Origin of the sequence: Paraburkholderia sp. BL9I2N2, from assembly GCF_004339745.1 — a bacterium.
Classification (GTDB): domain Bacteria; phylum Pseudomonadota; class Gammaproteobacteria; order Burkholderiales; family Burkholderiaceae; genus Paraburkholderia.
The window spans coordinates 927,535-952,341 of the sequence record NZ_SMGP01000002.1 but is presented as its reverse complement, the minus strand read 5'-3'; the positions used below and the strand labels follow the sequence as shown (position 1 = coordinate 952,341).

The following is a 24,807-nucleotide window of genomic DNA, read 5'->3' as shown; positions in this document are numbered from 1 at the left end:
TCCTCAAGAGTAGAAAGACATCGAATGCTGGACCGGGCGAGCCGCCCGATCCGGAAACAAACCATCACACGGTATCGACCGTTGCCCGGTGCTGAGTGCGCTTCGATTTCGCGCGGCGCACCAGCATGTTCATCGCCTCGACGAAACCGGAGAACGCCATCGCCACGTAGATGTAGGCCTTCGGCACGTGTGAGCCGAAACCTTCCGCAATCAGCGTCATGCCGATCACGAGCAGGAAGCTGAGCGCGAGCGTGACGATGGTTGGGTTGCGATCGATAAAGCGTGACAGCGGGCGTGCGGCGAACAGCATTGCCAGGACCGCGCTGATCACCGCGACGAACATGATCGGCATGTGTTCGGTCATGCCGACCGCGGTGATGATGCTGTCGACCGAGAACACCATATCGAGCACCAGGATCTGGCCGATCGCGGCCGCGACGGTCAACTGGACGGTGCTGCCCGTCTTGCTGCGTTCCTCTTCGGCATGGACCACGTGATGGTGAATTTCACGCGTCGCCTTCCAGACGAGGAACAGGCCACCGCCGAGCAGAATCAGATCGCGCCACGAAAACGCGTGGCCGAAGGGCGTAATGGCCGGCGCGGTCAACTGCGCGATCCACGCGACCGTGCCGAGCAGGCCGAGCCGCATCACGAGCGCGAGCATGATGCCGATGCGCTGCGTGCGAGCACGTTGCGCTTCCGGCAGCTTGTTGCTCAGGATCGAGATGAAGATCAGGTTGTCGATGCCGAGCACGATTTCCATCACGACCAGCGTGAGGAGCGCGGCCCATGCGGCGGGGTCGGCAACGAGTGTGAGCAGAGTGTCCATGGTGTCCGTTGGCGAATGAATGCGGGTGACGTCGGATGAGCGTCATGATCACCATCTTCTGGCTTCGGATAAATCAGTGATACTCTGAGCGACGTATCGTTTTTTTCGAAGTGTTACGCCATGCTCAACTACCGTCATCTGTACTATTTCTGGATCGTCGTGAAAGAGGGCGGCTTCGCGCGCGCGGCCGAACGGCTCGACATGGCGGTGCAGACCATCAGCGCGCAGGTTCGGGAGCTCGAAAAATCGATCGGGCGTCAATTGCTGAAACCGGCGGGGCGTGGCGTCACGATGACGGAAGCCGGCGAGACAGCGTTCAATCGCGCGGAACAGATTTTTCAGCTTGGCGAGGCGCTCCTCGACGAGATGCGCGAGGCCGGTGGGGAAGGCGTGGTGCGGCTCGCCGTCGGTCTGTCCGACGGCATTTCAAAGCTCGCGGCGCACGCGTTGCTGGCGCCGGTGCTCGGTACGCCGTCGCTGCGACTCTTGTGTCACGAGGGCGAGCACGCCGAATTGATGTCGGAACTCGCGCTGCATCGGCTCGATCTGGTGCTCGCTTGCCAGCCGGCGCCGCACAATGCCGACCTGCGCGTGCTGAGCCAGCGCCTCGCCGGTTCGCCGGTCGACTGGCATGGCCCGACGGACATCGTCCGCAAGTCCGCGCGCGCGGGCTTTCCGCAGTGCCTCGCGGACGTGCCCGTACTTTTGCCGACCCGCCACGCCGCCTTGCGCGCGCGGCTCGACCGCTGGTTCGACGCGCAGGGCATCCGGCCGCGCATCGTCGGCGAATTCGAGGACAGCGCGCTGATGGCGGTGTTCGCCGCGCGTGGCCTCGGCGTGTTTCCGCTCGCGGAACTCGGCGCGGAGGACCTGTCGCTGCTGCGGGGCCTGCGCTGGCTCGGCCGCGCGGATGGCGTGATCGAGGAGATTCACGCCATCCGCTCGCGTCGCGGGCAACATCACGGGCTCGCTTCTCAGGTGGTGGCCGGCGCGCGTTGATAACTGCGCATGACGCGCGACGGAAGCCCGTGACGGTTGGCGGCCGGCGTCAGATTGGGTCCCCACGCGTTCAGGATGGCCGCGAGCAGGGCGATTTCGCCGTCCGCCAGATAATCGTCGGCGACCGTAACGGCGACACTTAGGCGAATGATCTTGCGGCGCAACGCGGGATCGTCGATTTCGTCGATCAAGGTCGTGAGCATGGCCGGATCGAGACGGCCCACTGGCGGCGCGAACGACAGATGCGCGACCGAGTGGTCCTCGCACAGCGTTTGCACGATCTGCTCGAACTGCGCGGGCGCGAGACCGAGTTCGCCGGCGATATTCAAGCGTTGCAGCACGCGCTCTTCCGAACTGCACACGTGACCGTCCGAAGTGAGGGCCAGCGCGACGATGCGTGCTGCGGCTTGCGGGCTGTTACGCGGATAGGTTCGCATGATTTTTTCCTTGCGTGGACGATGTCCGTAGTGAAGATGAGCTCCAGTCTGCGGTGCGTTCAGGATCGGATAAACCTGCTAATTACGAAGCGAAGGTTCGGAAAAGACGAAGCTCGGCGAGGCGATCACGAAGGCGATGTTTGAAGAATGCTCGTGTGCCACGGCACGTGCCGCGTTCGCGCTCGAACGTTTGCAGCGTTTGATTACATCGTGACGGCTTTCTATGTTGAAAGCTGCTCATGCCGGCATCCCGCGCGGCTAGCGGGAAGTTCTTTCCTCCGACAAATCACGGCCTCTCAAGCCCGTAACTACATTCCGCGAGTCATGTCCGCAATTCCGTCCAGTCTCCGGCAGCAGATACGTTTCTGTACCAGCAGCGACGGCGTGCGCATCGCCTATGCGGTTTCGGGCACCGGTCCCGTGATCATCAAGGCGGCGAACTGGCTGAGCCATCTCGAACTCGATCTGAAGAGTCCCGTGTGGAGCCATCTTGTCGAGGAACTGAGCCGCGATCACACGCTCGTGCGCTACGACCAGCGCGGCTGCGGCTTGTCTGATCGCGATGTAGCGGAGATTTCATTCGAAGCCTGGTTGCATGATCTCGAGGCGGTGATCGACGCGAGCGGCGTCGAGCGCTTCACGTTGCTGGGCATATCGCAGGGCGCGTCGATTTCCGTCGCTTACGCGGTCGCGCATCCGGAGCGCGTGAAGCAATTGATCCTCTACGGCGGCTATGCGCGCGGCAAGCTCAAGCGGCACGGCGGCGACGCGATGCGCGACGAGGCCGAAACGCTTGTCAAACTCGCCGAACTCGGCTGGGGGCAGCAGAATCCGGCTTTCCGGCAATTCTTCACGACGCAGTTCATCCCTGGCGGCACGCCCGAACAGCATCGCTGGTTCAACGAACTCGAACGCATGACCACCACGCCGCGCAACGCCGCGCGAATCATGCGGGTCTTCAACGAGATCGATGTCGTCGATCTGCTCGAACAGGTCACGTGCCCGACGCTTGTGCTGCACGCGAGTGGCGATGCCCGCGTGCCCTTCGAAGAAAGCCGCCTGCTTGCGGGACAGATTCCAGATGCGCGATTCGTGCCGCTCGAAAGCGAAAATCATCTGTTGCTCGATACGGAACCCGCGTGGCTGCGCTGGCGCGAGGAAATCAGAAACTTCCTTTCCGCCGACGTCGCCATCGACCCCGTGTTCGCCACGCTGACGCCGCGTGAGCGCGACATTGTCGAACTGATTGCGGGCGGACGCGATAACGCCCAGATTGCCGCGCGACTCGCGCTCAGCGAAAAGACCGTGCGCAATCACATCACGAGCATCTTTGCGAAGCTCGAAGTGGAGAACCGTTCTCAGGCCATCGTGCTCGCCCGCAAGGCGGGTTTCGATTCTCCCGCGGCCTGACGGTATCGGACCCGCCCGGGCATCCGGGACACAGGTCCCCCTGGCACCGCACTAATTCGCGCTATCCGGGCTGCTTGCCGGGACCGCCGCCTCATGTGCGCTACGACCCCCACACGGAAAATTCGATTCAGACGGTGACCCATGCGAAGTCTCGCTGCGCCGCTCGAATCCCTTTTCCATCGAGGAGTAGTGCCATGAATGCCTTCCAGGCTGAGTTGCCGTCCCAGCGTTACGCGAAATGTATTGAAGTGTCCCGGCGTATCCGCTGGGATATCGACCGCGACGTGATTCGCGGACGCCGCTTCGATCTCTCGCACAAGTTCCTGCCCGACGGTCTCACGGAAGTCGACCGGCTGCCGTTCCTGAACGCGGGCGAACGCCGGCTGATGTCGCAGGTGCAGGGACGCACCTACGCGAACATGTTCCGGCTAGTCGAGCGTTTTGTCGGCGCGAAGATGCTCGAAGTAGGCCGCGATCACGCGCTGGGTGACCAGATCGCGCTCGAAGCCGTGATGCGTTTCACTGAAGAAGAACTGAAGCATCAGGAACTGTTTCGCCGCATTGAGATACTGGCCAGTGAAGACATGCCGACAGGTTACCGCTTCTTGCCGCCGACCGACGACGTCGCGAACTTCGTTCTCGGCAAATCGACATGGGCCATTCTCGCGCTGACCTGCTGCATCGAAATCGTGACGCAGGTGCATTACCGTCAGAGCATGGAAGTCGATGACAGTCTGTCGCCTCTGTTCAAGGACGTGTTCCTGTTTCACTGGAAAGAAGAGTCGCAGCACGCGATCATCGACGAACTCGAATGGGTGCGCGACGATGCGAAGCTCGATGCCACGGCGCGGGATGCGGCGATTAGCGACCTGATCGAATTGATCGGCGCGGTGGACGGATTGCTGCAATTGCAGGCCAAGGCCGACGCGGAGTACTTTCTCGCCAATGCCGGGCGCACGTTCACGGATCACGAACAGGCGCGCGTGAAGGCCGGGATGCTGGATGCGTATCGCTGGCAGTACATCGTGTCGGGGGTTGAAGAGCCGCGTTTTTCCAAACTTCTGACGAGCCTGATCGACGAACCTCAGGGCGAGCGGCTGGGCGCGTCGCTCGCGCCGATCGTGCGGCGCACATTGAACAGTGTGATGCTGAATCAGATGTGATGACGACTGGGGCAGCAAGGCTGCCTCGTTTTTTTGACGGCAGCGGGGTCTTGCCGCAAAGTCCGGATGAGTTAACACTCGCGGGTGAACATCTGCCCAAATAACTCATAAGGATGGACCATGCTTCGATTTATCGTGACCCGGGGCGTATTGATGTACGGCGTTTCCAGCGCACTGATTTCTCTTGGCATCCGGTGGTATGTTCACTCGACGATCAGCGTCAGAGAAGTATTGTGGGCATTCGTTGTATTCCCGTTGGGCGGCGTTGCGTGGGGAGCGATGACGTGGTGGTGCGACCAGCCGGTTTCTCGTCGATAATCAACGATTGATAACAACTCGAATAACCGCAAACCGGAGGCAATTCTGGAATCGACATCGACGCTTCGAAGCAGATCACTCGCCGCTCTCACCACTGTACCTACGCCGATCCTCATTTTTGCCGGAGTAGCGTCCATCCTGCTGGCGCAATATGCGATCTCCATTTGCTTGGGCGGAGTATTCGGTTATCCGACGCCGGGTCTCGACCCGTTTGCCGGACGCCCACTGTGGCTCAAAATTCTATGGGTCGCTTTATTTGCGCCGCTGTATGAGACTTTTCTCTTTCAGTGGCTGATCATCAAGTTCTTGCGAGGGCCGTTGCGTCGTTCGTGGGGAGTTGCCGGCGTCGTATCCACCGTGGTGTTCGGCCTCGGACACGGGCATACCGATTGGCGCGCGATTAGAATGCTGGCCACCGCGGCAATTCTGACTTCGATCTTTATCATCGAAGCCAGACGGTCGGGGCCCGCCTTTCGCGCCACATTTGCAACGCATGCGCTTTTCAACAGTTTGACGATCGCATTGAGCCTGTGACGATCAAGGCTGCTGCGCGTCATCGTTATAAAAACAATCGGGAATTCAATGCAGCCCACTTTGAACCGGATCTTGCTGTATGTGAAAGACGTCCCTAAGACCTGTGCGTTCTATGAACGACACTTCGGATTCGCCCGCAAAGTCGACCCAGATGACCGCATCATCGAATTGGTGTCGCCGCACGGCGGCGCCATCATCATGGTTCATCAGGCGGGGAGGGCAGTGAAGTCCGGACAAGTGACCGTCAAACTCGTTTTCGATATTCGGGACGTGGAGGCGTTCAAGGAGCAATGCGCAAAGAACGGCCTTCAATTCGGCGCAACGCATCGGGCGGACGGCTACACATTTGCCAATGCCAAGGACCCCGACGGCAATTCCATCTCGATCTCCAGCCGCAGTTTCGCTTCCAGCCGCTAGACGCGAACGCCCGCGTGCGGTGAGTTCGATGCCGGGAAAAAAGGAGCGTCGATCGGAAGAAGACCGACGCTCAAAAGGAGAACCCGCTGTCCACAGGTTCACACACACCGGACCGCCATCAATGCATGGGCATGTTTTGCATTGCCGGCTGATTGTCGCTGAGCGCGCTCTGCTGGGCTGCGTGCATGGCGGCTACTTTTCTTTCCGCTTCCTGAATATCGGCCGGATAGTCGCTTTCGTCGCCGCGAGACGGGTCGTAGCCGGCGGCTTCCAACTCCTCGAGTTCATGGCGCACTTCTGCGCGCGTGACTTGATGCGTGCCGGGCGTGGCCGATGTTTGCGCATAGGCACCGCTCGCCGTCGCCAGAAGGGCGGCGCTTGCGACGAGTGCGCCGGCTACGGCGCGGACCATGAGACGGTTCAGAGAGATCAGTTTCATGTCAATACTCCTCGATATGCGAGCGCAAGGTTCGAACTCGACGCGAGTCGGCATCAGCACGCTCTGAACCGGTAAACCAGCGGAGTGGATTTCTTATTCCCGGCAGCGCGCTGAGAAAAGCGTGGGAATAACCGCCTCGGATTCCGCGTCTTGCAGTGCGTGAAGACACGAATTGGGGGTGATCAAAATGGACATCATCGACATGGCCCGCCAATCGGGAATGGCGGTTATTCTCGACGCCCGGATCGGCCGGGAGGAATACCACAGCGTGTGCGGTTCGCTGTCGGCGCTACAGAAATTTGCGGACGCTATTCGCCAGGCGCCGGTGAATCACAAAACGGGTGGCAACCGGCAGGAACGGCCTCGTGCGTGGGGGCCGAAATGAATCGAACGCGCATTGCGACCTGGAAGCCTCTGCTTGCGGGCGATATGCTGCGAGCCGCCGGGCGCGCGCCGCTGATGCCTTTTCGGCGGCCGCTGAGTTTGTCTGCTCGCGTTGTGAGGGAATCGACCGTCCATACTTTTCTGCGCCGCTGTCAGCTCGTGTCCGGTGTGATTCTGCTGGTCTATCTTTCCCTGCACCTGGTCAATCACGCACTCGGAATCTGGTCGCTGGATCTTGCGGGGCGCGGTCTTGTGCTGGCGCTGCGGGTGTGGCGCAGTGCGCCGGGAACGGTGCTCCTTTATGGCGCGTCGTTATTGCATTTTTCGCTGGCGCTGCGAACGATCTATGGCCGCCGTCACTGGAAGCTGCCGCTCACTGAATGGGTTCGGCTTTGGGCGGGACTGAGTCTGCCTCTACTGCTGATCCGCCATGTGGTGTCCACCCGCCTTGCCTCGTCGCTGTACGGTTTCGAACCGAACTACGAGCGCATCGTGATATCGCTCATCACCAGCGGCACGCAAGGTTTGCAGCTTGCGCTGCTTGCGCCGGGCTGGGTACATGGTTGTCTGGGACTGTGGCTGCGTATGCGTCATCGTGAAGGGGCGCGGCGCGCGAAGCCCTTTCTGATTGCACTGCTCGTTCTGTTGCCTACGCTGTCCGCTGTGGGTTTTGTTCGAATGAAGCTGGCGGTCCTGGCACTTCGTGTCGGACCATTGCACGCCGACCCGAAGCTGGTCGGGCATCAACTCGCGCTCGATGCATGGCGCCACAACATCCTGATGCTGTATCTGTCGTTGCTGATCGGTGCGTTCGTGGCGGGCCAGCTACGTAACTGGCTGGAACGTCGGCGGCTTCGGAAGGCGATGATTGACGCCTGATTCTCGACGTTCATCGCGTGTCATTCACGACCCAGGATGTGCCGACGAGCTTCAGCGTGCAGCACAAAGAGAAGTGCGGACACTGAAGCTCGTCGGTTGTTGCGCGGCGAGATACCGTTCAACTAACAGCGCAACTCGCCATGGCGAGTTGCGTATGCATCAAAAACGATGGCGAATGCCGACGCGGAATGCCAACTGGTTGTCCGCGCCCGGACCCGACGGACCGAAGAAGCTCGTGCTCGAGCCGATCTGCGCTTGCACATCGCCCGTTGCCGTGTTGTGGCCCGAAGCGATCTGGTAGATACCCAGCGCATACACGTCAGTACGTTTGCTCAGCGCGTAGTCGACGCTCAGGTCACCCTGATTCCAGTGGCCCGTGTTCGCGTTGCTCAAATGCATGTACGTATAGCCCGCGCCGACCGTCAAGGCCGCGGTGAACGCGTATTTCGCGCCTGCATCGTAAGCCGTGAACGTGGTCGCCGCGCCCGTCAGCGTTTCGAAACGCGTATTGGTGTAGAGCGCCCACAGCGTGGCCGCGCCGATCGTGTAACGGCCACCGACACCGTACGTACGCAAGTCGCGCACGTTGCCTGTCGTCACGTTTGCAAGGGTGGTCGAGAAGGTCGGGACGGCCTGGCTCGGGAAGCGGATGTCCGTGTACGCGGCGCCGACGCTGATCGGGCCGTTCGCGTAGTTTGCCCCGAAGCTATACGCGCGCGACGAACCCGCGACCGGTGCCGCGGCCGTGCCGCTTGCCGGTGCGCCGGCAAAAGCGCCTGCCTGGTTCGAGAAGCCATACAACGCGCCGAACGTGAAGCCGGAGAAGTTCGCGCTGCTGAACTTGACTGCGTTGTTGATACGGCTGGACGTCAACTGGTCGACGTCGTTGATGTGATAAGCGTAGTTGCCTGCAACGGTTTGGCTGCCGGTCGAATACGTGCCGCCCAGGTAGTCCGTCGAAAACGAATACTGGCGGCCGAACGTCAGCGCGCCGACCTTGTTCTGCGACAGACCGACATAAGCCTGACGGCCGAACAGTGCGCCGCCTTGGCCGAGCGTGCCGTTGCCGCTGTTAAAGCCGCCTTCCAATACGAACAGCGCCTTCAGGCCACCGCCCAGATCTTCCGTGCCGCGCAGGCCCCAGCGGCTGCCCGACGCAACGCCGTCGTCGTATTTGACGAGGTGGTCGTGGCCCGTGCCGGCGCGGGCGTTGTTCACGTAGCTGATACCGGCATCGATCAGGCCGTAAAGCGTGACGCTGCTTTGTGCATGTGCGTTGAGCGTCATGCTTCCGAGGACGGCGGTTGCGAGCAGGGTCTTTTTCATCTTTTCCTTCTTCTTATAGGGTGGCTGCGCGGCGCAGGTTGTTGCGCGCGGCGCGAACCGGGTTGGCAAACGGCACCAGACATGAATCGAGCGCCCACGGCAAAGCCGCACGAGGTCGCGCAGGGAAAGATCGATGTCTGAAGAGTGCGATTGAACGGGGGCGAGACGACGACCACGTTGTGCGCGATCGGCGCCGCCTGGTGACGGACGCGTCGGAGCATCGGCGAATCGGTCCGGCGCGCGAGTGTCTTTGAAAGAAGCGAGCCGTCTTGTCCCGTTATGTCTTGCGGAATATATCGGCCTGTTAACTTCTCGTAAACGAATTCGTAGGTAGTTGTCGTCTTTATGACACACAGTAAGGTGACGTGCGCCGTGGACACCTGCTGTTCCGCTCGCTATATTCAAGCGGATATAACCGGAGAGATGGGATGGAAGCTGCGGCAAAGCAGGCGGTCGGAAGCAGATACGTGCTCGAGTCGATGAAATACGCGCAGGGCAAGACGTGGGAAGCCGTGAACCGGCTGGCGCAACGGGTACGGCCTGGCATGCTGGAGACAGAGGCAAAGGCGGAATGCCATAACGTGCTCAACGAAATGGGCATGGACCGTATCTGGCATCCGATTCTGGTGCGCTTTGGCGAAAACACCCTGAAGGTGTTCAAGCAGCCATCGGAAGGCGACCTGCGGCTCAAGGAAGACGATATTTTCTTCGTCGACCTCGGTGTGGTTTGGGATGGGCACGAAGGCGACGCGGGCGCCACCTTGGTGGTCGGCAACGACGCTGGGATGAAGGCCTGCGCGGATGCCGCGAAAACGGTATTCGACGAGGTGGCACACCATTGGCGCACGACCCGCGCTGGCGGAAAAGCGCTATACGACTTTGCGGAGCAGCGCGCGGCCGCGCTCGGTTGGCGTCTGAATCTGGATATCAAGGGCCATCGCGTCAGCGACTTTCCGCACGCGATCTACAAGGCCGGCAACCTGGGCGATTTCGCCGATTGTCCGGACGCCGGCCTGTGGATTCTGGAAATCCAGCTTGCCCATCCGACCCGGCCATTCGGGGCGTTCTATGAAGACTTGCTGGTCTGAGCCTGAATCCGCAGCGAAGCAAGGCGCTCTTCGTTAAGTAAGTTACATCAGGACACCGGCGGCACTCGACCGGGTAGCGGCCGTCGGCAACTCGAAGCAGAAGGTCGTGCCCGTTCCCGCCGTGTCGAGCAGGCGTATCTGGCTATGGTGCAATTGCAGCATGCGCTGGACGATCAGCAACCCCAGTCCACCGCCCCGATGCGCGCCGCCCGAACTGAATGGACGCTCGAACAGACCTTCGCGCTGCTCGGGCGGAATGCCGGGGCCAGTGTCGCTGACCGTGACCGACACCTTGCCTTCCTTATGCGCGAGATCGACTTCGACCGATCCTTCAGCGGGTGTATGTCGAATCGCGTTGTCGAGCAGATTCGTCAGCACGCGCTCGATCATGCCGAGATCGGCGCAGACGTTGGGCAAGCGTGGCGGAATATTCGCTCGCAACTGAATGTGCCGCGCTTCGGCCGGCAATTCGAATTTCTGAAAGACGTCCTGTACCAGATCGACCAGCGAGAACTGTTCAAGCGCGGGTTGCACGTTGCCGTGTTCGAGCCTCGCCAGTTCGAACAAGGCCTGCGCGAGCCGGCCCACCTTGACGCTTTGCGCGAGCGCGATCGCCAGATAGCGTTTGCGCTCCGTCTCGCCGAGCGTGTCGGACTTCAACGACAGCGTTTCGAGGTAGCCGTGCAGCGAGGTCAACGGTGTGCGCAGGTCGTGCGAAATATTGGCGATCAGTTCGCGGCGCTGCTGGTCCTGCCGCGTCAGCGCACGCCATTGCTCGCCGATGCGGTGTGCCATCTGCGCGAACGTCGCTTCGAGCACGGCGATTTCGTCGCGCCGACCGGCCGGCGATGAACGCGGCACGCTCGGCTGGGTGTCGGGTTCGCCCTCCGCATCGAATCGGCGCATGGCGTCGGTCAGGCGGCGCAGCGGCCGCGTGATCAGGCCGAACGCGGTCAAACCGGCGAGCAATCCCAACAGGGCGACTAGCGCCATCGACCACAACGTCGTGCGCAGCACGGAACTGGCCGCCACGCGCGCGGCGAGCGCATCGTGTTCCTCGCCGAGCAGGACCACGTAAATATAGCCGGACGGCGCCTGTCCGCTCAATTGCAGCGGTGCTGCGCTGAACACCTTTTTACCGTCGACGCTGCGCGGGTCGTCGCCGAGAATCGGCAACGCGTCTCCCGCGATGAACTGCCGGATCGGCGCAAGATTCACCTGCTCGCGCTTGACGTGTCCCGCGGGCGCATCGTCGCCTTTGATGCGCCCTTGATTGTCGAGCAGATAGACCTCGACGCTCGGATTCACCCTCATCAACTGACCGAACAATTGCCGGACCGCGTCGGGCCGCAAGCCGTTGGCGTCCATCAGCGAATTGCCATGAGCGATATGGTCGGCGAGATTGCGTGACAGGCTCTGTATCACTTCCTTCTCGTGCAGATCGCTCGAGCGGATTTGCAGGAGGGCCGACGCGCCGCAGCATGCCAGCAACAGTACGGAGAAAACGAGCGAGAGCCGCTGGGTCAGCGTCAGATTCACGATGGGTCCTTCGGTGCGCCGGCGGGCGCCGGTGGCTCGCCGGGCACAGCGAGCTTGTAGCCGCGTCCCCAGACGGTCAGGATGCGCTCGGGTTGGGCCGGATCGGCCTCGATCTTCGCGCGCAGCCGGTTGATATGGGTGTTGACGGTGTGCTCGTAGCCCTCGTGCTGATAGCCCCACACCGCATTGAGCAGGTCCATGCGCGAGAACACTTTGCCGGGATGCTGCGCGAAGTAGTACAGCAGGTCGAATTCGCGCGGCGTGAGTTCGATCGGCTTGCCGTCGACGGCGGCCTCGCGCGTGAGCGGATCGATCGACAACCCGGCGATGCGCAGACTGCCGGCTTCGATTTTCGAGTCTTTCGCCAGCGCGTCGACGCGGCGCAGCAGCGCCTTCACGCGCGCCACCAGTTCGAGCACGGAGAACGGTTTGGCGAGATAGTCGTCCGCGCCGAGTTCGAGGCCGAGAATCCGGTGCACTTCGCTCGAACGGGCGCTGGTGATGATGATCGGCGTATAGCGCGTCATCGCGCGGGCGCGCCGGCAGATTTCCAGTCCGTCGACGCCGGGCAGCATCAGATCGAGGATCAGCGCGTCCCAGCCGCCTTGTTCCAGCAGGCGCAGCCCTTCATTGCCGTCGGCGCTGTGCACGACTTCATAGCGCTCGTCGCGCAAATGCAGGCTCAGCACGTTGGCGATGTCGACGTCGTCTTCGACGATGAGGATGCGCTTCAAATTGTCCATGGTGGGCTTCAGCCGCGGTTCAGGGCGTGGTTGAGGAGAGGGGCCGGGCATGGCCGCCGGGAAAAACGGCCCTTGCGCCATTGTGCAAAATTTCCCGGCAGCGAGTTATCACATTTAATTTAACTTTTCGTGAGGACTTCGACACCGGCGGCGCTCTAGGATGTGGGCACTTTCCGCAGTATCAGGCTTTGGATGAACTGCACGCCGGCTGCCGCCTGAGCCAGCGTGCCCACTTTAACCGACCTAAACGAACGTTCGGAACTGACATGTTACTCATCGTTCTCGCCTATCTCGGCGGCGCCCTTACGATTCTCAGCCCGTGCATCCTGCCGGTGCTGCCCTTCGTTTTCGCGCGCGCCGACCAACCTTTCGTGCGCAGCGGCTTGCCCTTGCTGGCGGGCATGGCGCTGACCTTCGCCCTCGTCGCGACGCTTGCCGCAGTGGGCGGCGGCTGGGTCACGCAAGCCAACCAGTACGGCCGCTGGCTGGCCATCGCACTGCTCGCGATCTTCGGGCTGACGCTGCTGTTCCCGCGCTTCGCCGATCATCTGATGCGGCCGCTTGTGAGCGCCGGCAATCGCCTGTCGAATTTCGCGCAGGCCGACGGTCAGCAGGTCCGCGCGGGTTCGTCGTTTCTGCTCGGCATTGCCACCGGCCTGCTTTGGGCGCCGTGCGCCGGTCCGATTCTCGGTCTCGTGCTGACAGGCGCGGCATTGCGCGGCGCGAGCGTCGGCACGACGTTGCTGCTGGCGGCCTACGCGGCTGGTGCGGCGACTTCGCTGGCGGTGGCGCTGCTGATCGGCGGCAAGGTGTTTACGGCGATGAAGCGTTCGCTGGGCGCGGGGGAATGGATCCGCCGCGGCATCGGCGCGTTGATGTTGTGTGGCGTCGCGGCGATCGCGCTCGGTTTCGACACCGGCATACTCGCTCGTGTCTCCACGGTCGCAACTGGCGGGCTCGAACAGAAACTCGTGGATAAGCTGTCGCCGAACGCGGCGCCGGGCAAAGCGCCGGCCGCGGGCAATTCGGCCGACGCGTCCGGCGGCGCGATGGCGAGCGCCAACCCTGCACCGCAACCGGCCGCTAACGCCGATGCGGATTCCACCGTGGCCAATGCCGCGCAGGGCGGCGCGATGATGCGCACCGCCGCCGAGGCGACGCCGCTGCCCGTCGAAGGCGTGCTGCCCCCGTTGAACGGCGCGGTCCAATGGCTGAATTCGCCGCCGCTTACGACGCAGGACTTGCGTGGCAAGGTCGTGCTGGTCGATTTCTGGACTTACTCGTGTATCAACTGCCTGCGCTCGCTGCCGTATGTCAAAGCATGGGCGCAGAAGTACAAGGATCAGGGGCTCGTCGTGATCGGCGTGCATGCGCCGGAATTCGCCTTCGAACGCAATATCGACAACGTGAAGAAAGCCACGCACGACCTCGGCGTCGACTATCCCGTCGCGATCGACAACAACTATGCGATCTGGCGCGCGTTGAACAACCAGTACTGGCCCGCGCACTATTTCGTCGATGCGAAAGGGCAGATCCGTTATCACCATTTCGGCGAAGGCGATTACGCGGAATCCGAGAAGGTGATCCAGCAACTGCTGACCGAAGCGGGCCATGCGAACGCGTCGAAGGTCGCTATCGGTATTGCAAACGGCGGCGCGCAAGGCGTGCAGGCCGCGGCCGACAACGCCGACATGCAATCGCCGGAAACCTACGTCGGTTATCAGCGGGCAGAGAATTTCGCGTCGCCGGGCGGGGAAGTGGCGGACAAGACGCACACGTATGCAGCGCCGTCGCAACCTGGCGTCAACGACTGGGGTCTCGCCGGTTCATGGAACGTGGGCGCGGAGCACGCCACGCTCGCGGCCCCGTCGGGACGCATCGTGTATCGCTTTCATGCACGCGACCTGCATCTAGTGCTCGGTCCGGGCAAGGATGGCAAGCCGGTGCGGTTTCGCGTGAGCGTCGACGGCGCCGCGCCCGGCGCGTCGCACGGCACCGACGTCGCTGCCGATGGCAGCGGCACCGTGACCAGACAGCGTCTCTATCAACTGGTGCGGCAAACCGGCGAAGTCGGGGATCACACTTTCTCGATCGAGTTTCTGGACCCGGGCGTGCAGGCGTTTGCCTTCACGTTCGGCTAAGGCGGCGCGAGCGAGCCGCCTCAACAACTCTCAACTGACCAAAAGGACTGACCATGCGCACGATATCTACCAGCACAGCGTCGCTGCGGAAGCGTTTCTCCGTCACTCGAATCATGGGCCTCGTCGTCGTTGCTCTGGGCGTGGTGGCCGCGCAGCATGTCGCGCATTCCGCCGAAGCCGCCACGAAGATTCCCGCGCCCGTACAGGACGAGAAAGCCGGTACGACGCATAGTGAAACGGCGGTGTTCGCGGGCGGCTGTTTCTGGGGCGTGCAGGGCGTGTTCGAACACGTGCGCGGCGTGAAGCAGGTCGCGTCGGGTTACAGCGGTGGCGCGGCATCCACGGCGCAATACGAAACCGTCAGCGACGGCGATACGGGACACGCGGAGTCGGTGCAGATCACTTACGATCCGACGCAGATCACGTATGGACGTCTACTGCAGATATTCTTCTCGGTCGCGCACAATCCTACCGAGTTGGACTATCAGGGCCCCGACCACGGCACGCAATATCGTTCGGCAATTTTTCCGGTGAATGCAGCGCAGCGCGGTATCGCGCAGTCGTATATCGCGCAGATCGACAACGCTCATGTGTTCTCGGCGAAAGTCGTGACTCGCGTGGAGGACTTCAAGGGGTTTTATCCGGCGGAAAGTTATCACCAGAACTTCCTCGCGCTGCATCCGGACTACCCGTACATCGCGATCAACGATCTGCCGAAAGTGACGGACTTGAAACGGATGTTCCCGGATCTGTATCGCAACGATCCGGTGTTGTTTGTGACGGCGGCGCGATAGGGCGTGAGCTGACACGCACGGGCCGCACTTCTTCTACGATGCGGCCCTCTTCCAGCCGGATATAACGGTGGGCCGCGCTGAAATGGCGATCGTCGTGCGAAATCGCGATCAGCCGTTCTGCCCTGACGCTTCAGGTCCGGCGGGATCTTGCTATAGGAAATCCAGCGGAAACTCGGGTCCTGGTTGGCGGCCCATTCGTCGAGCAACATCACCGGGCGGCGTATCCAGATACGCCTGCACCAGCGCGAGCCATTTGCGCTGGCCGGTCGACAGATCGGAAGTGGTGAACGCGCCGTCGCGAACCGACACCTTGTGCGCGATGTCGAGGCGTTCTAGATAGTCTTGCGCTTCCGTCGTCAGCATGCCCTCGCCGGAGATCAGCGTATCCAACAGCTAGTAGTTCGAGAAGACCGCCGAAAAGAGCTGGCGGCGGATGTGTTGCCGGTGCAGATGCCGCGTCGATTTTGCTCGTCGCTGTTGGTTCGTCATCCAAACTAAATGCGGGGATATAGGCGCATCGATTTTTCAGTTCCATTGTGTCCTGGCACGGACTGAATTTCCGATAAAAAAGGATGCGAACCTATTTCTGCATTTCGTTCGAATTGGCCGGTTGGTTCGGACCAAGCGGTTGGCAACGGCTTCAGCGTATTTGTATTACCAATATAAGAATTGCACGCGAACAAAAACGACGAACAAAAATGCCGACAATGAGCTGACAAATCAAACATTTACGTTTTCACGCGCGCCATGAGGCAGAGCTTTTCCGTTCACCCTCGTTTGGAAAAGCTTCGGACGGATCTTATTGAAATTTTTTGTAATTATCACTTATCGCCCTTGAATCGGGCACGTTACGCGGATGAAACGTTTATAATTCGTCTGCCAAAAACTTCTGTAACTAATACCGGACGGATTAGTCGATCACTGCCCCTTCTGTAACAGTTACATCACCGGTTGCTGCGCTGCGATAGGCCGCTTTTCTTAGCGCGAAGCGGCGTTGGCGGAGGCGTGGATCGCTTCGATTTTGACGCATCGACACTTTCGCTGCCGCTGGATCGCGCGAAGAAAATCCGCGGGTCGATCGGTTTTTTGGGTTCCGAACCCGACTCGCGAGGCGAGGGTGCCTCTCGATCACTGTCGAGTCGCCGGGTTCACGTCAATAACGGACTGTCAACGGTGAACGAAAAAAAATTGCATTAATTTTTCGTTATCCTAACTTTTTAAGTCGCGCATATTGGCGCGAAATTTGTTTATCAAATTGAGGTGCACTGACCTGTCAGTGCGAGCCTCGCCAGATGTTCGAGTCGCGTCAGCGGCATGCATTAACCCCTTGTGATGTTTTCCCGGTCATTCGATCGGCGGGATTCTTCATCCCGGCGTCGACAGAGTTTTTCACGCTATCGGTGCGCACGGGGTGGGGTTGGTGCACGTCGCGCCGCTGCTCGGCGAAAGTCGGCATGCGAGCGGATGGCAAGTGCGTCCGCTACCGGATAGCAGCGCATCAAAGCTTCAGCTTCATCAGCAATGAGCGCGGTCAGCGCGTTCTCAGGTTCACCTCTCTCTGGACTCAATAACGTCAAGGCGGGACGACTGATCGATCTTGCTGAATTCTCGGGGACAACCTGCTTTTAGCGAAACATACGGACAATGACGAGATACTTGAAACTATTGGGCGTTGCATCGGCAACAGTGTTGGCATCGTTTGCCGCGGAAAGCGCGCAGGCTCAGGCAAGCACCATCACGGTCTCAGGGCAGCAATACAAGTTGTGCGCGCAGGAAAATGGCAAGTGCTCATTCCTCGGAACGGGTTCGGTGGTGTTCGGTGCGGTTCCGCCCACCTCGCCCTCGGTGATGTTGAGCGCGCCGCGCACGTTCAGCAACGGTGTCGGCTGCTACGTCGGCGCAGTGTCGCAGTCGGACCCCGCGTTCGGCTATGGCAAGTCTTGCTGGGTTAAAGCGGTTGCCGCAACGCCGACTCCGGCCCCGACCCCGAGCCCGACCCCGACCCCGACCCCCACACCGACTCCCACGCCGACTCCGGCCCCGACGCCCACGCCGACTCCGACGCCGACGCCGACCCCGACGCCGACTCCCGCGCCGAGTCCGACTCCGAGCGCGACGCCGTCCCCGACGCCGGGCGGCTCGGCCATGTCGTGCAGCGCGCCGACGCAAACGGCCGGCGGAACCGCGAACGGCGTGATCAGCGCCGACACGCCCACCACCGACGGCCTGCGCGTGTTCCAGAACAACGCCCCGTTCAAGCTGGCGATTACCACGAACGCACCGAGCGCGGATACCGTCGTCTGGTCCGTAGCGGATTCCAACGGTGCGATCAAGACGCAAGGCAGTTTTGCAGTCAAGGCAGGCGTACAGACCAGCACGATTCCGTGTACGTCGACGTGGTCCGGCTATGGCGCACTCACCGCCACCTTGCGTTCGAACGGCGGCACGTTGCCGAGAAGCGGCACGCGGCCGGTCGGTATCGCGACGTTCGGCGTGTTGCCGAACCTCAGTTCGGCACTGGGCACCGTGACGTATGCGCATCAGGATCAGCACCGCTTCGGCATGCAGGGCTTCAACGGCAACATCGCCGCGCTGCACGCTCTGGGCATCTCGTGGACGATCGACGACCGTCAGGTATCGGCCATGGAACCCAACGGTCCCAATACGTATACGCCGAACGTGAACGACCTCGATCCGTTCTACAAGGCCAATCCTGATCAGATGCGTATCGTGCGTCTCGATGGACTGCCGGCGTGGGATTCGAAGACCGGTCAGTTCAACGACAGCTACTATGCGCCGTCGAACATGCCTGAGTTCCAGACCTTCATGAGCAAGGTCGGCACCGATACGAGCCTGATCCGCGCTGCCAATTACCCGAATCAGCAAAAGAACTACTATCAGGTAACCTGGGAACCGAGCCTCGGCTGGGCGGATAGCGACGCGAACTTCGTCGCCATGTACAAGGCTGCTTACCAGGGCATTCACTCGACCGATCCGAATGCCGTCGTGATGGGCACCGGCAATCCGTTCGCCGCGAATTGCGACACCTGTACAACGGGTTATCTGCAGAAGTTCGGCGCACTCGGTCTGTGGAATTACATCGATGCAGTCTCCACGCATGGCTACTGGAATGCGGGTACGTACCCGGCCCATCCGCCTGAATTGCAGGACTCCGATCCGAATCCGGCGAACCAGGCCAACGCGCTCGACAACCAGATGACGCAACTGCGTTCGGTCATGCAGGCAGGCAAGCCGAATATGAAGCTCTTCTTCACGGAAGCCGGCGTGAGCTACGATCCGGGTCTCAACTACGGTCCGAATGTGCCGTCGCAGAACCAGTTGTTCGCGCATGCGGCGGTCGGCGTGCGGGCGCACATCATCGTGCTGGGCGGCGGTGCACAGGTCACGACGCTGTTCTACGGTCCCGACTATCCGGGCGAAGTTGGATACGGCTCGTTCTTCGACCTGAACAACGCACAAGGCGCGTTCGGTGCGACGAACCTTTCGCCGAAGCCTGAAGCGATGGCCTTCGCAACGATGACGCGTGTTCTCGACGGCACGAATACGCTGGGCCGCATCAAGAGTGCGCCTGCCGGAGTCTTTGCGTACGGGTTCCAGCAACTGGGCAATGGCAAGGTCGTGACCGCGGCGTGGACGCACAACAACGCGCAGTGGCCGACGAGCAACGGCACGTATAGCCAGAGCTATTCGACCAGCTATTCGCTGCAGGTCGACAACGCTGGCACGTCGGGCAATGTGACGAAGATCGATGGTTACGGCAATGTCAGCACGGTTGCCTACACCAACGGCCAGGTCGCGCTGACCCTCACCGAAGTGCCGCAGTACATCGTGTCGAACAACGCCACGGTTGCCAAGGCCAATGCGACTGTTCCGCTCGGTTACACGGGCCAATAAGCGGCTCGACTAGCGCGCTAAAAAGCAGTCCAATAAGCGCTGAAAACGATCGACGCGCCGCCGAAATAGCGGCGCGTCGATTACGCATCACGGTCAGGTCGGCGATGGCACCCTGTAGCCATTGCGCGCCGATGTCGATCGCAACCACCAAGTCCGACCGCGCTCGCCGCGCGTAAAGACGGAGAGAGCGGCCCGCGCTGCAAGATTCTCTACCCCACGCAACGCCTACCGCTGCGCATTCAAAACCTCGACACCCTTATCCGTAAAGAAAGCGAGCCCGGCGCCGAGCATCGCGTACTGGCTCTTGATCACCGGCATATCGTGCGGAACGGCGTCACGTAGCGCCGCAAGATACCTGGGCGTGAAGATGCGATTCCAGTTGGCGGCAAGCTGATTCGCCGAACCTATCATCTCGTGATGTGTCGCGCTCCAGTTCACACGCAGCGGAAAGTGCACGAAACGCGCCGCCTGCTTCGGGTCGCCTTTCAAAGCGGCGAAATAGAAGCCCTGAGCGCGTGCTTCGAATGCGTCGTCCGTTTCGTCGGTGATCATCCCGTAGCGGTGTCCGGCATTCGCATCCGCGAATGACATTCCTTCGAGAGTGAATTTGACCGGCAAGGTCTTTCCGCCGCCAGTCCAACTGCCGGCAAGGCCCACGCTATTGGAAAAATCGAGTGGCTGGGCGCCGTTCGATCCATTGCCCACGAAGTGCAGGTTGAACGTGCCGTTCGCTTCCTGCAACTTCAGATCGCTGCCGGATTGTTGGCCGGTCAGCGCAATGTCCTTGAGGTAGCGGTAGTAGAAGTAATGCCCTTTGCCGACCACCTTCCCATGCAGCACGAGCGTCATGCCGACCTTCGCTTCGCCGACTGAGCCGGAATACTCGACGCTAGTCGTGTTCTCAGTCTGCGCGAGGGCAGAGTGATTCAGGCTGGTCGAAATGGTCAATAACGCGGCAAGCATCGCGATCGTGCGTCGCCGGGTCAGGCCATGAAGGCGCAATCGAGGTGTGTTCATGCGACGTCCTGTTATTGGAAGTCACGAGGCTAGCATGAACAGCACAGCGCGAGAATCGACCCAGTTCAGACCACTGAACTCCCGGCCGGCCGAAACCGACGGGAAGCCGCGCGTCACATCAAAGCGGCTGCGCAACGTTCGCCATCGCCTCGTGGATGAAAGCGAGCAGCGTTTCATCCGCCCATGTGCCGGCCATCAACTCCGGCTCCGTTTGCAGCGCATGGCGGAACTTGGCCTGCGTACGTGGATCGTCGCCCGCGTAGCTTCTGAAAAGTTCGAGCCAGCGAAGCGCAAGCTCGCGCGCTCGCGATGTCTGCGGTCCGACACCCGCGTCGATCGCATCGCGCACGTCGGCCATCAGTTGCGGCCATTCCATCGCGCGCTTGCCGTAATTGGCGCGCATGAAGCGAATCTGCTCGGGCGACAGATACTTCTCGTAGATCGGCAGCTTGGTTTCGCTAAAGGCGCGCGACACATAGTCGCGCAACTGCGTCGAAATACCGATGTGCGTTTGCATCGACGGTTCGTTGTCGTGCATCAGATTCAGCTTGGCGAGCAGGCGCGGGTCGCCATTCGTGTCGCGCACGAGCATCGTCATCCAGCGCATCGACAAGGCGCGCGCCTCGTCGCCCTCGGGTGGCGCGCCGCTGTCCATCAAGGTGCGGACCTGGCCGATGAGTCCGGTCCATTCCGGGTTCGGCGTCTGGCGAGCGCGAGTCCGAAACGGCGCAGCGCCTGGATCTGATGAAGCCGGGCGACGTCGCTGCGGTCGTAGAGCCGGTAGCCGTTCTCAGCACGTGCCGAAGGTGTCAGCAGTCCGATTGCGTCGTAGTGGTGAAGCGTGCGGACGGTCAGTCCGCTGCGCTTCGCAAGTTCTCCCACTTTCAACAGCATTCGAGCCTCCGGTCAGTGTGCACGTTGGGGTTAGAACCTTACGCCACGTGAGAGTCAAGGGGAATCGAGGCCGTATTCGCGCGACCGGCGAACCCCGGGACATGGCATATTGGCGAACGGAGTCATCAACAGGAGCACACCATGCGGATCCAGACCTCTTTCCTTTTCGATCTCGACGGAACGCTGGTCGACAGCGTCTACCAGCACGTGCTGGCCTGGAAGGAAGCGCTCGACAGCGAAGGCATTCCCTTGTCGGTCTGGCGAATTCACCGCAAGATCGGCATGAGCGGCGGGCTCTTCACCAATCAGCTTCTGCGGGAAACGCATGGGGAAATCAGCGCCGAGCGGGTGGAGCGTCTTCGTCATGCTCACGCCGCGGCCTATCAGCGATTGCGCGCGCAGGTATGTCCGCTGCCGGGCGCGCGCGCCTTGCTCGACGCGTTGACGCAAGCCGGAACGCCGTGGGCCGTGGCGACGAGCGGCCGCATGGAGACGGCGGCGCTCAATCTGGAGGCGCTGGGTGTCGATCCCGCGAAGGCGGTGGTCGTGACGCGCGACGACGTCAAATATGCAAAACCGGATCCGGATCTGTTCATCGCCGCGGCCGGGCGGCTCGGCGTGCCGGTCGAAAACACGGTCGTGGTCGGCGACAGCATCTGGGACATGCTCGCGGCGCGGCGCTGTCGTGCGCTGGGTGTGGGCTTGCTGTCGGGCGGGTACGGCACGGAGGAACTCGAACGGGCGGGCGCACTGCGGGTCTACGACGATCCCGCCGATCTGCTGGAGCATCTGGACGAGGTTGCGTCGCGGCCGTAAAGGGCGGCTCTTTATCGCGGATTCCCAGAATGCATAAGCGCTGCCGTTGATCGCCTTGGCGACTTCGCACGATCGGTATCAAGGCCCTGTACTATATTGTTCAGCGGAAAACCGCCTTGGCGACCGGCGTGAGAGAATCCTGCCTATAAGCAGGTCCGAGGCGCGCCGGAATGTTCCATATGCGAACATGCGGGAACCGGAGGCGGCAAATAGGGCGCTGCCGTGCGGGTTGCTGTGACCCTACGGCGGGCGGCCTGCCGCGGTTGTCCTCCAGCGGGGGCGTGACGAACCACGTGAAAATATGAACAATTTTATCCGACCACCTGTTATCTATCCGTCGACGGTTGTTTTCGTGGATGACAACGACAGCTACCTCGACGCGCTGCGGCGTTTCTTTCCGGATACCGCCACCAATCTGTTTTTTACGCGGCCACAAACCGCGCTTGCCTTCATCCGTCAGCATGCTCGCGAAAATTCGCTGGAGTTCGCGCCGGCGTCGGCATGCGTGAGCGAGACGGGTTTTGAGCGCTACATGGAAACCGCCGCGGAACGGGACATCCTGGCCCGCCGCTCCCGTTTCGCGGAAGTAGCAGCGGTGGTCGTGGATTTCGACATGCCCGGCATGAACGGCGTGGAATTCCTCTCGTCCATCTCCAATCTGCGCTGCGCGAAAGTGCTGCTGACCGGAGTCGCGGACGAAACCGTCGCGGTCAAAGCCTTTAACGCGGGAATCGTCGATTTATACCTGAGAAAAACGGATACCGACTCCGCTAACCGGCTGGCCCATTTCCTGAAGGACGCCAAAATCCGGCATTGTTCGGAAGGCGGCTGGTTGGCCTTGGGCGAGAACGGCATGACGTATTGCGACTCGCGAACGCGCAAGGTCATCGACGAGGTGGTGGCCGCGAACGGTATCGTCGAGTACTACTGGCGCCCGGAACAGGACGCCATTCTGATGTTCGATCGCGCCGGCAACCCGAGCGTTTTCGTCGCGTGGGCTGAGAACGACTGGATTTCCCAAGGCGAAATCGTCGCGGATGAGGACGGCCCGGCCGAACTCCTGAAGCAAATGGCGGTGCGCGAGGTGATGCCGATCTTCTGGCCGAACCTGGCGTATCGCTCCGGCATGACCGTCAGGACGCTGACGCCGCGGACCATTCCGGGCTGGGATGACGTTTTCTATTGCTGGACCCCGATCGACAGGGCCGACGTGGGCCTCGACCTCGTGACCTTCGCGCAATGGCGGAATGAGCGGACCCGCTAAAGTTTGCCGACACGTTGAGCCACATGTACGCCATTCCGCCTGCCTTCGTGTCCGCGATGTTCGTGGTGTTCGCACTGTACGTTCTGATTACGCAGGGCGCGACGCGTCTATTCACGCCGTTCATCCTGATGTGCGTCGCGACCTTCGCCTGGCAAGGCGCATGGACGCTGCTGTTTCAGACCGAAAACCCGCAGACCGCGGACCTGCTGGTCAGATTCGGCTACCTCTTCATTCTCTTTCTGCCGACAACGTTCTACCACTTCGTGACGGAGGTGGCGGCGCAGCGCCGTGAGCGGCCGATATTGCTCGCGTCGTACGGTCTGTGTTTCGTTCTCGCGATACTGCTGCCCGGTAACGAAGTGGTGGCCGGCTATCAGCATTTCTTCTTCGGCTACTATCCGGTCGCGGGGCCGCTGCATCCCGTGCATGTCGTGCAAACCGTGTTGCTGGCCGGGCGCAGCGCGCAGCTTCTGCTCGCCGCGCGCCAGAAGGCGGAGGGCGACGCGCGCCGGCGTCTCGATCTATGCCTGGCGAGCCTTTGCCTGTACTCGTTTGCCGCGATGGATTACGCGGTCAACTACGGCTTCGGGTTTTATCCGCCGGGCGTGCTATTCATCGGTCTGAGCCTTGGGCTGCTGGCGATCACCATCGTCCGGTATCACCTGATTCACCCGTATGCCGTGGCGGCGACCATCGCGCACGAAATCTCGACGCCGCTCGCGACCATCGGCATGCACGCCGACGAAATCGCCAGCGTATGGGGCCACGTGTTCAAGGGCTACCGGACGGCCGTTACGCATGGGCTGTATGACGATCACGACGAGTCCGGACAATCCGAGCGCATCGGCCAGCTTGCGACGGCGATCCGGCGCGAAGTCTCCGGCACCAGCGCGATGGTCGAAATGGCGCTCGCGTCTTTCACGCTCGATCGACTGGACCGCGGCGGCTTCAGCCGGCATTCCGTGCACCAGTGCGTGATGTCGGCGCTGGAGCGGTATCCGTTCAGCGGCGGCGAGCGTGAGCGTGTCACGGTGATGCCCATCGATCCCGCCATGTCTTTTTCGGGCTCGGATACGGTCGTGGTTTACGTGCTGTTCAACCTGCTGAAAAACGCGTTGCATGCCATTCGCGTGGGCGGCGATGGCCAGATCACGATCAGCGCCGTTCAGGATCAGGACTTCTGCGCGCTGCGATTCCGCGACACCGGACCGGGCATCGCGCCTGATGTCCTGCCGTATATCTTCGACGCCTTCTTCACCACTAAGCGGCATGGCAGTGGCGCTGGCATGGGACTCGCGTTCTGCCGTCGCGCGACGGAGTTGCTGGGCGGGAGTATCGAGTGCAGTTCGATACGAGGCATTCACACGACCTTCACCGTGCGGTTGCCGGCACCGGACACGCCCGCCGATCGCGCACTGCGCAAGACGCCCGCACGCTCGCCACGCCGGCGTCCACACTGAT

General features: G+C 61.5%; 22 protein-coding genes and 1 pseudogene. 14 read left to right on the top strand and 9 right to left on the bottom strand.

Annotation, left to right across the window (positions count from 1 at the left end; all coding sequences use genetic code 11):
* Positions 1-64: 64 nt before the first annotated feature.
* The gene (locus B0G74_RS26210) at positions 65-829 is read right to left on the bottom strand and encodes a TerC family protein (protein WP_132377773.1); all 765 of its coding nucleotides are present in this window, start codon (positions 827-829) and stop codon (positions 65-67) included.
* A 120-nt stretch (positions 830-949) separates the two neighbouring features.
* Between B0G74_RS26210 and B0G74_RS26205 the strand changes: the two genes are divergently transcribed.
* Positions 950-1,828 (top strand): LysR family transcriptional regulator, encoded by an 879-nt coding sequence (locus B0G74_RS26205; RefSeq protein WP_132377771.1) that lies wholly within the window; start codon positions 950-952, stop codon positions 1,826-1,828.
* Here the strand turns inward: B0G74_RS26205 and B0G74_RS26200 are convergent.
* Complete coding sequence (locus B0G74_RS26200) at positions 1,804-2,265, bottom strand: TerB family tellurite resistance protein (protein ID WP_132377769.1); 462 nt, start codon at positions 2,263-2,265, stop codon at positions 1,804-1,806. The genes B0G74_RS26205 and B0G74_RS26200 overlap by 25 nt on opposite strands.
* A gap of 324 nt (positions 2,266-2,589) precedes the next feature.
* Between B0G74_RS26200 and B0G74_RS26195 the strand changes: the two genes are divergently transcribed.
* The 4 genes from B0G74_RS26195 (at position 2,590) to B0G74_RS26180 (ending at position 6,107) form a co-directional block, all read left to right on the top strand.
* Positions 2,590-3,675, top strand: a complete 1,086-nt coding sequence (locus B0G74_RS26195; protein ID WP_132377767.1) for an alpha/beta fold hydrolase — start codon at positions 2,590-2,592, stop codon at positions 3,673-3,675.
* Positions 3,676-3,869: 194 nt separating this feature from the next.
* Positions 3,870-4,838: a hypothetical protein gene (locus tag B0G74_RS26190; RefSeq protein WP_132377765.1), complete on the top strand. Its 969-nt coding sequence runs from the start codon at positions 3,870-3,872 to the stop codon at positions 4,836-4,838.
* Positions 4,839-5,324: 486 nt separating this feature from the next.
* Positions 5,325-5,690 carry a CPBP family intramembrane glutamic endopeptidase gene (locus B0G74_RS26185; protein ID WP_165923926.1) on the top strand — a complete coding sequence of 122 codons (366 nt, stop codon included), beginning with the start codon at positions 5,325-5,327 and terminating at the stop codon, positions 5,688-5,690.
* Between the two features lie 48 nt (positions 5,691-5,738).
* Complete coding sequence (locus B0G74_RS26180) at positions 5,739-6,107, top strand: VOC family protein (RefSeq protein WP_132377761.1); 369 nt, start codon at positions 5,739-5,741, stop codon at positions 6,105-6,107.
* A gap of 118 nt (positions 6,108-6,225) precedes the next feature.
* Here B0G74_RS26180 and B0G74_RS26175 read toward each other — a convergent pair whose 3' ends face one another.
* Entirely contained in the window at positions 6,226-6,546 is a 321-nt protein-coding gene (locus tag B0G74_RS26175; protein ID WP_132377759.1) for a DUF4148 domain-containing protein, read from the bottom strand.
* A gap of 187 nt (positions 6,547-6,733) precedes the next feature.
* On the opposite strand from B0G74_RS26175, the gene B0G74_RS26170 reads away from it, so the two are divergent.
* The gene (locus tag B0G74_RS26170) at positions 6,734-6,931 is read left to right on the top strand and encodes a hypothetical protein (protein WP_132377757.1); all 198 of its coding nucleotides are present in this window, start codon (positions 6,734-6,736) and stop codon (positions 6,929-6,931) included.
* Positions 6,928-7,809 carry a hypothetical protein gene (locus B0G74_RS26165; protein WP_243658305.1) on the top strand — a complete coding sequence of 294 codons (882 nt, stop codon included), beginning with the start codon at positions 6,928-6,930 and terminating at the stop codon, positions 7,807-7,809. Before B0G74_RS26170 ends, B0G74_RS26165 begins: the two co-directional genes overlap by 4 nt.
* A gap of 159 nt (positions 7,810-7,968) precedes the next feature.
* On the opposite strand, the gene B0G74_RS26160 is transcribed toward B0G74_RS26165, so the two are convergent.
* Positions 7,969-9,135 carry a porin gene (locus tag B0G74_RS26160; RefSeq protein WP_132377755.1) on the bottom strand — a complete coding sequence of 389 codons (1,167 nt, stop codon included), beginning with the start codon at positions 9,133-9,135 and terminating at the stop codon, positions 7,969-7,971.
* Positions 9,136-9,563: 428 nt separating this feature from the next.
* Here B0G74_RS26160 and B0G74_RS26155 point away from each other — a divergent pair, with 428 nt between their 5' ends.
* Positions 9,564-10,223, top strand: coding sequence for a M24 family metallopeptidase (locus B0G74_RS26155; protein ID WP_132377753.1), 660 nt, complete (start codon positions 9,564-9,566; stop codon positions 10,221-10,223).
* Between the two features lie 42 nt (positions 10,224-10,265).
* Here the strand turns inward: B0G74_RS26155 and B0G74_RS26150 are convergent, their stop codons facing one another.
* Positions 10,266-11,762 (bottom strand): HAMP domain-containing sensor histidine kinase, encoded by a 1,497-nt coding sequence (locus tag B0G74_RS26150; RefSeq protein WP_132377751.1) that lies wholly within the window; start codon positions 11,760-11,762, stop codon positions 10,266-10,268.
* Complete coding sequence (locus B0G74_RS26145) at positions 11,759-12,505, bottom strand: response regulator transcription factor (protein ID WP_132377749.1); 747 nt, start codon at positions 12,503-12,505, stop codon at positions 11,759-11,761. The genes B0G74_RS26150 and B0G74_RS26145 overlap by 4 nt, the downstream gene beginning before the upstream one ends.
* Before the next feature lie 266 nt (positions 12,506-12,771).
* Between B0G74_RS26145 and B0G74_RS26140 the strand changes: the two genes are divergently transcribed.
* Positions 12,772-14,646, top strand: coding sequence for a cytochrome c biogenesis protein DipZ (locus tag B0G74_RS26140; protein WP_132377747.1), 1,875 nt, complete (start codon positions 12,772-12,774; stop codon positions 14,644-14,646).
* Between the two features lie 53 nt (positions 14,647-14,699).
* The gene (gene msrA, locus B0G74_RS26135; RefSeq protein ID WP_132377745.1) at positions 14,700-15,440 is read left to right on the top strand and encodes a peptide-methionine (S)-S-oxide reductase MsrA; all 741 of its coding nucleotides are present in this window, start codon (positions 14,700-14,702) and stop codon (positions 15,438-15,440) included.
* 150 nt (positions 15,441-15,590) lie between these two features.
* Here msrA and B0G74_RS46245 read toward each other — a convergent pair whose 3' ends face one another.
* Positions 15,591-15,830, bottom strand: a complete 240-nt coding sequence (locus B0G74_RS46245; protein WP_207915699.1) for a hypothetical protein — start codon at positions 15,828-15,830, stop codon at positions 15,591-15,593.
* A 1,254-nt stretch (positions 15,831-17,084) separates the two neighbouring features.
* On the opposite strand from B0G74_RS46245, the gene B0G74_RS26125 reads away from it, so the two are divergent.
* Complete coding sequence (locus B0G74_RS26125; protein ID WP_132377743.1) at positions 17,085-19,355, top strand: hypothetical protein; 2,271 nt, start codon at positions 17,085-17,087, stop codon at positions 19,353-19,355.
* Between the two features lie 225 nt (positions 19,356-19,580).
* On the opposite strand, the gene B0G74_RS26120 is transcribed toward B0G74_RS26125, so the two are convergent.
* Positions 19,581-20,372, bottom strand: coding sequence for a hypothetical protein (locus tag B0G74_RS26120; RefSeq protein WP_132377741.1), 792 nt, complete (start codon positions 20,370-20,372; stop codon positions 19,581-19,583).
* A 118-nt stretch (positions 20,373-20,490) separates the two neighbouring features.
* Positions 20,491-21,266, bottom strand: a pseudogene (locus tag B0G74_RS26115) (MerR family transcriptional regulator).
* 141 nt (positions 21,267-21,407) lie between these two features.
* Between B0G74_RS26115 and B0G74_RS26110 the strand changes: the two are divergent.
* The 3 genes from B0G74_RS26110 to B0G74_RS26100 all read left to right on the top strand — a co-directional run bounded on the left by B0G74_RS26110 (position 21,408) and on the right by B0G74_RS26100 (position 24,806).
* The gene (locus B0G74_RS26110; RefSeq protein WP_132377739.1) at positions 21,408-22,082 is read left to right on the top strand and encodes an HAD family hydrolase; all 675 of its coding nucleotides are present in this window, start codon (positions 21,408-21,410) and stop codon (positions 22,080-22,082) included.
* 301 nt (positions 22,083-22,383) lie between these two features.
* Positions 22,384-23,346, top strand: coding sequence for a response regulator (locus tag B0G74_RS26105; RefSeq protein ID WP_132377737.1), 963 nt, complete (start codon positions 22,384-22,386; stop codon positions 23,344-23,346).
* Between the two features lie 23 nt (positions 23,347-23,369).
* Entirely contained in the window at positions 23,370-24,806 is a 1,437-nt protein-coding gene (locus tag B0G74_RS26100; RefSeq protein WP_132377735.1) for a sensor histidine kinase, read from the top strand.
* Position 24,807 lies beyond the last annotated feature (1 nt).

Excerpts from the sequence above, each read along its gene's own strand:
- B0G74_RS26155 (WP_132377753.1), top strand. The coding sequence starts at position 9,564 with ATGGAAGCTGCGGCAAAGCAGGCGGTCGGAAGCAGATACGTGCTCGAG.
- B0G74_RS26160 (WP_132377755.1), bottom strand. The coding sequence starts at position 9,135 with ATGAAAAAGACCCTGCTCGCAACCGCCGTCCTCGGAAGCATGACGCTC.
- B0G74_RS26200 (WP_132377769.1), bottom strand. The coding sequence starts at position 2,265 with ATGCGAACCTATCCGCGTAACAGCCCGCAAGCCGCAGCACGCATCGTC.
- B0G74_RS26210 (WP_132377773.1), bottom strand. The coding sequence starts at position 829 with ATGGACACTCTGCTCACACTCGTTGCCGACCCCGCCGCATGGGCCGCG.
- B0G74_RS26190 (WP_132377765.1), top strand. The coding sequence starts at position 3,870 with ATGAATGCCTTCCAGGCTGAGTTGCCGTCCCAGCGTTACGCGAAATGT.
- B0G74_RS26100 (WP_132377735.1), top strand. The coding sequence starts at position 23,370 with ATGTACGCCATTCCGCCTGCCTTCGTGTCCGCGATGTTCGTGGTGTTC.
- B0G74_RS26175 (WP_132377759.1), bottom strand. The coding sequence starts at position 6,546 with ATGAAACTGATCTCTCTGAACCGTCTCATGGTCCGCGCCGTAGCCGGC.
- msrA (WP_132377745.1), top strand. The coding sequence starts at position 14,700 with ATGCGCACGATATCTACCAGCACAGCGTCGCTGCGGAAGCGTTTCTCC.
- B0G74_RS26125 (WP_132377743.1), top strand. The coding sequence starts at position 17,085 with ATGACGAGATACTTGAAACTATTGGGCGTTGCATCGGCAACAGTGTTG.
- B0G74_RS26140 (WP_132377747.1), top strand. The coding sequence starts at position 12,772 with ATGTTACTCATCGTTCTCGCCTATCTCGGCGGCGCCCTTACGATTCTC.
- B0G74_RS26195 (WP_132377767.1), top strand. The coding sequence starts at position 2,590 with ATGTCCGCAATTCCGTCCAGTCTCCGGCAGCAGATACGTTTCTGTACC.
- B0G74_RS26120 (WP_132377741.1), bottom strand. The coding sequence starts at position 20,372 with ATGAACACACCTCGATTGCGCCTTCATGGCCTGACCCGGCGACGCACG.
- B0G74_RS26165 (WP_243658305.1), top strand. The coding sequence starts at position 6,928 with ATGAATCGAACGCGCATTGCGACCTGGAAGCCTCTGCTTGCGGGCGAT.
- B0G74_RS26145 (WP_132377749.1), bottom strand. The coding sequence starts at position 12,505 with ATGGACAATTTGAAGCGCATCCTCATCGTCGAAGACGACGTCGACATC.
- B0G74_RS26110 (WP_132377739.1), top strand. The coding sequence starts at position 21,408 with ATGCGGATCCAGACCTCTTTCCTTTTCGATCTCGACGGAACGCTGGTC.
- B0G74_RS26205 (WP_132377771.1), top strand. The coding sequence starts at position 950 with ATGCTCAACTACCGTCATCTGTACTATTTCTGGATCGTCGTGAAAGAG.
- B0G74_RS26180 (WP_132377761.1), top strand. The coding sequence starts at position 5,739 with ATGCAGCCCACTTTGAACCGGATCTTGCTGTATGTGAAAGACGTCCCT.
- B0G74_RS26170 (WP_132377757.1), top strand. The coding sequence starts at position 6,734 with ATGGACATCATCGACATGGCCCGCCAATCGGGAATGGCGGTTATTCTC.
- B0G74_RS26105 (WP_132377737.1), top strand. The coding sequence starts at position 22,384 with ATGAACAATTTTATCCGACCACCTGTTATCTATCCGTCGACGGTTGTT.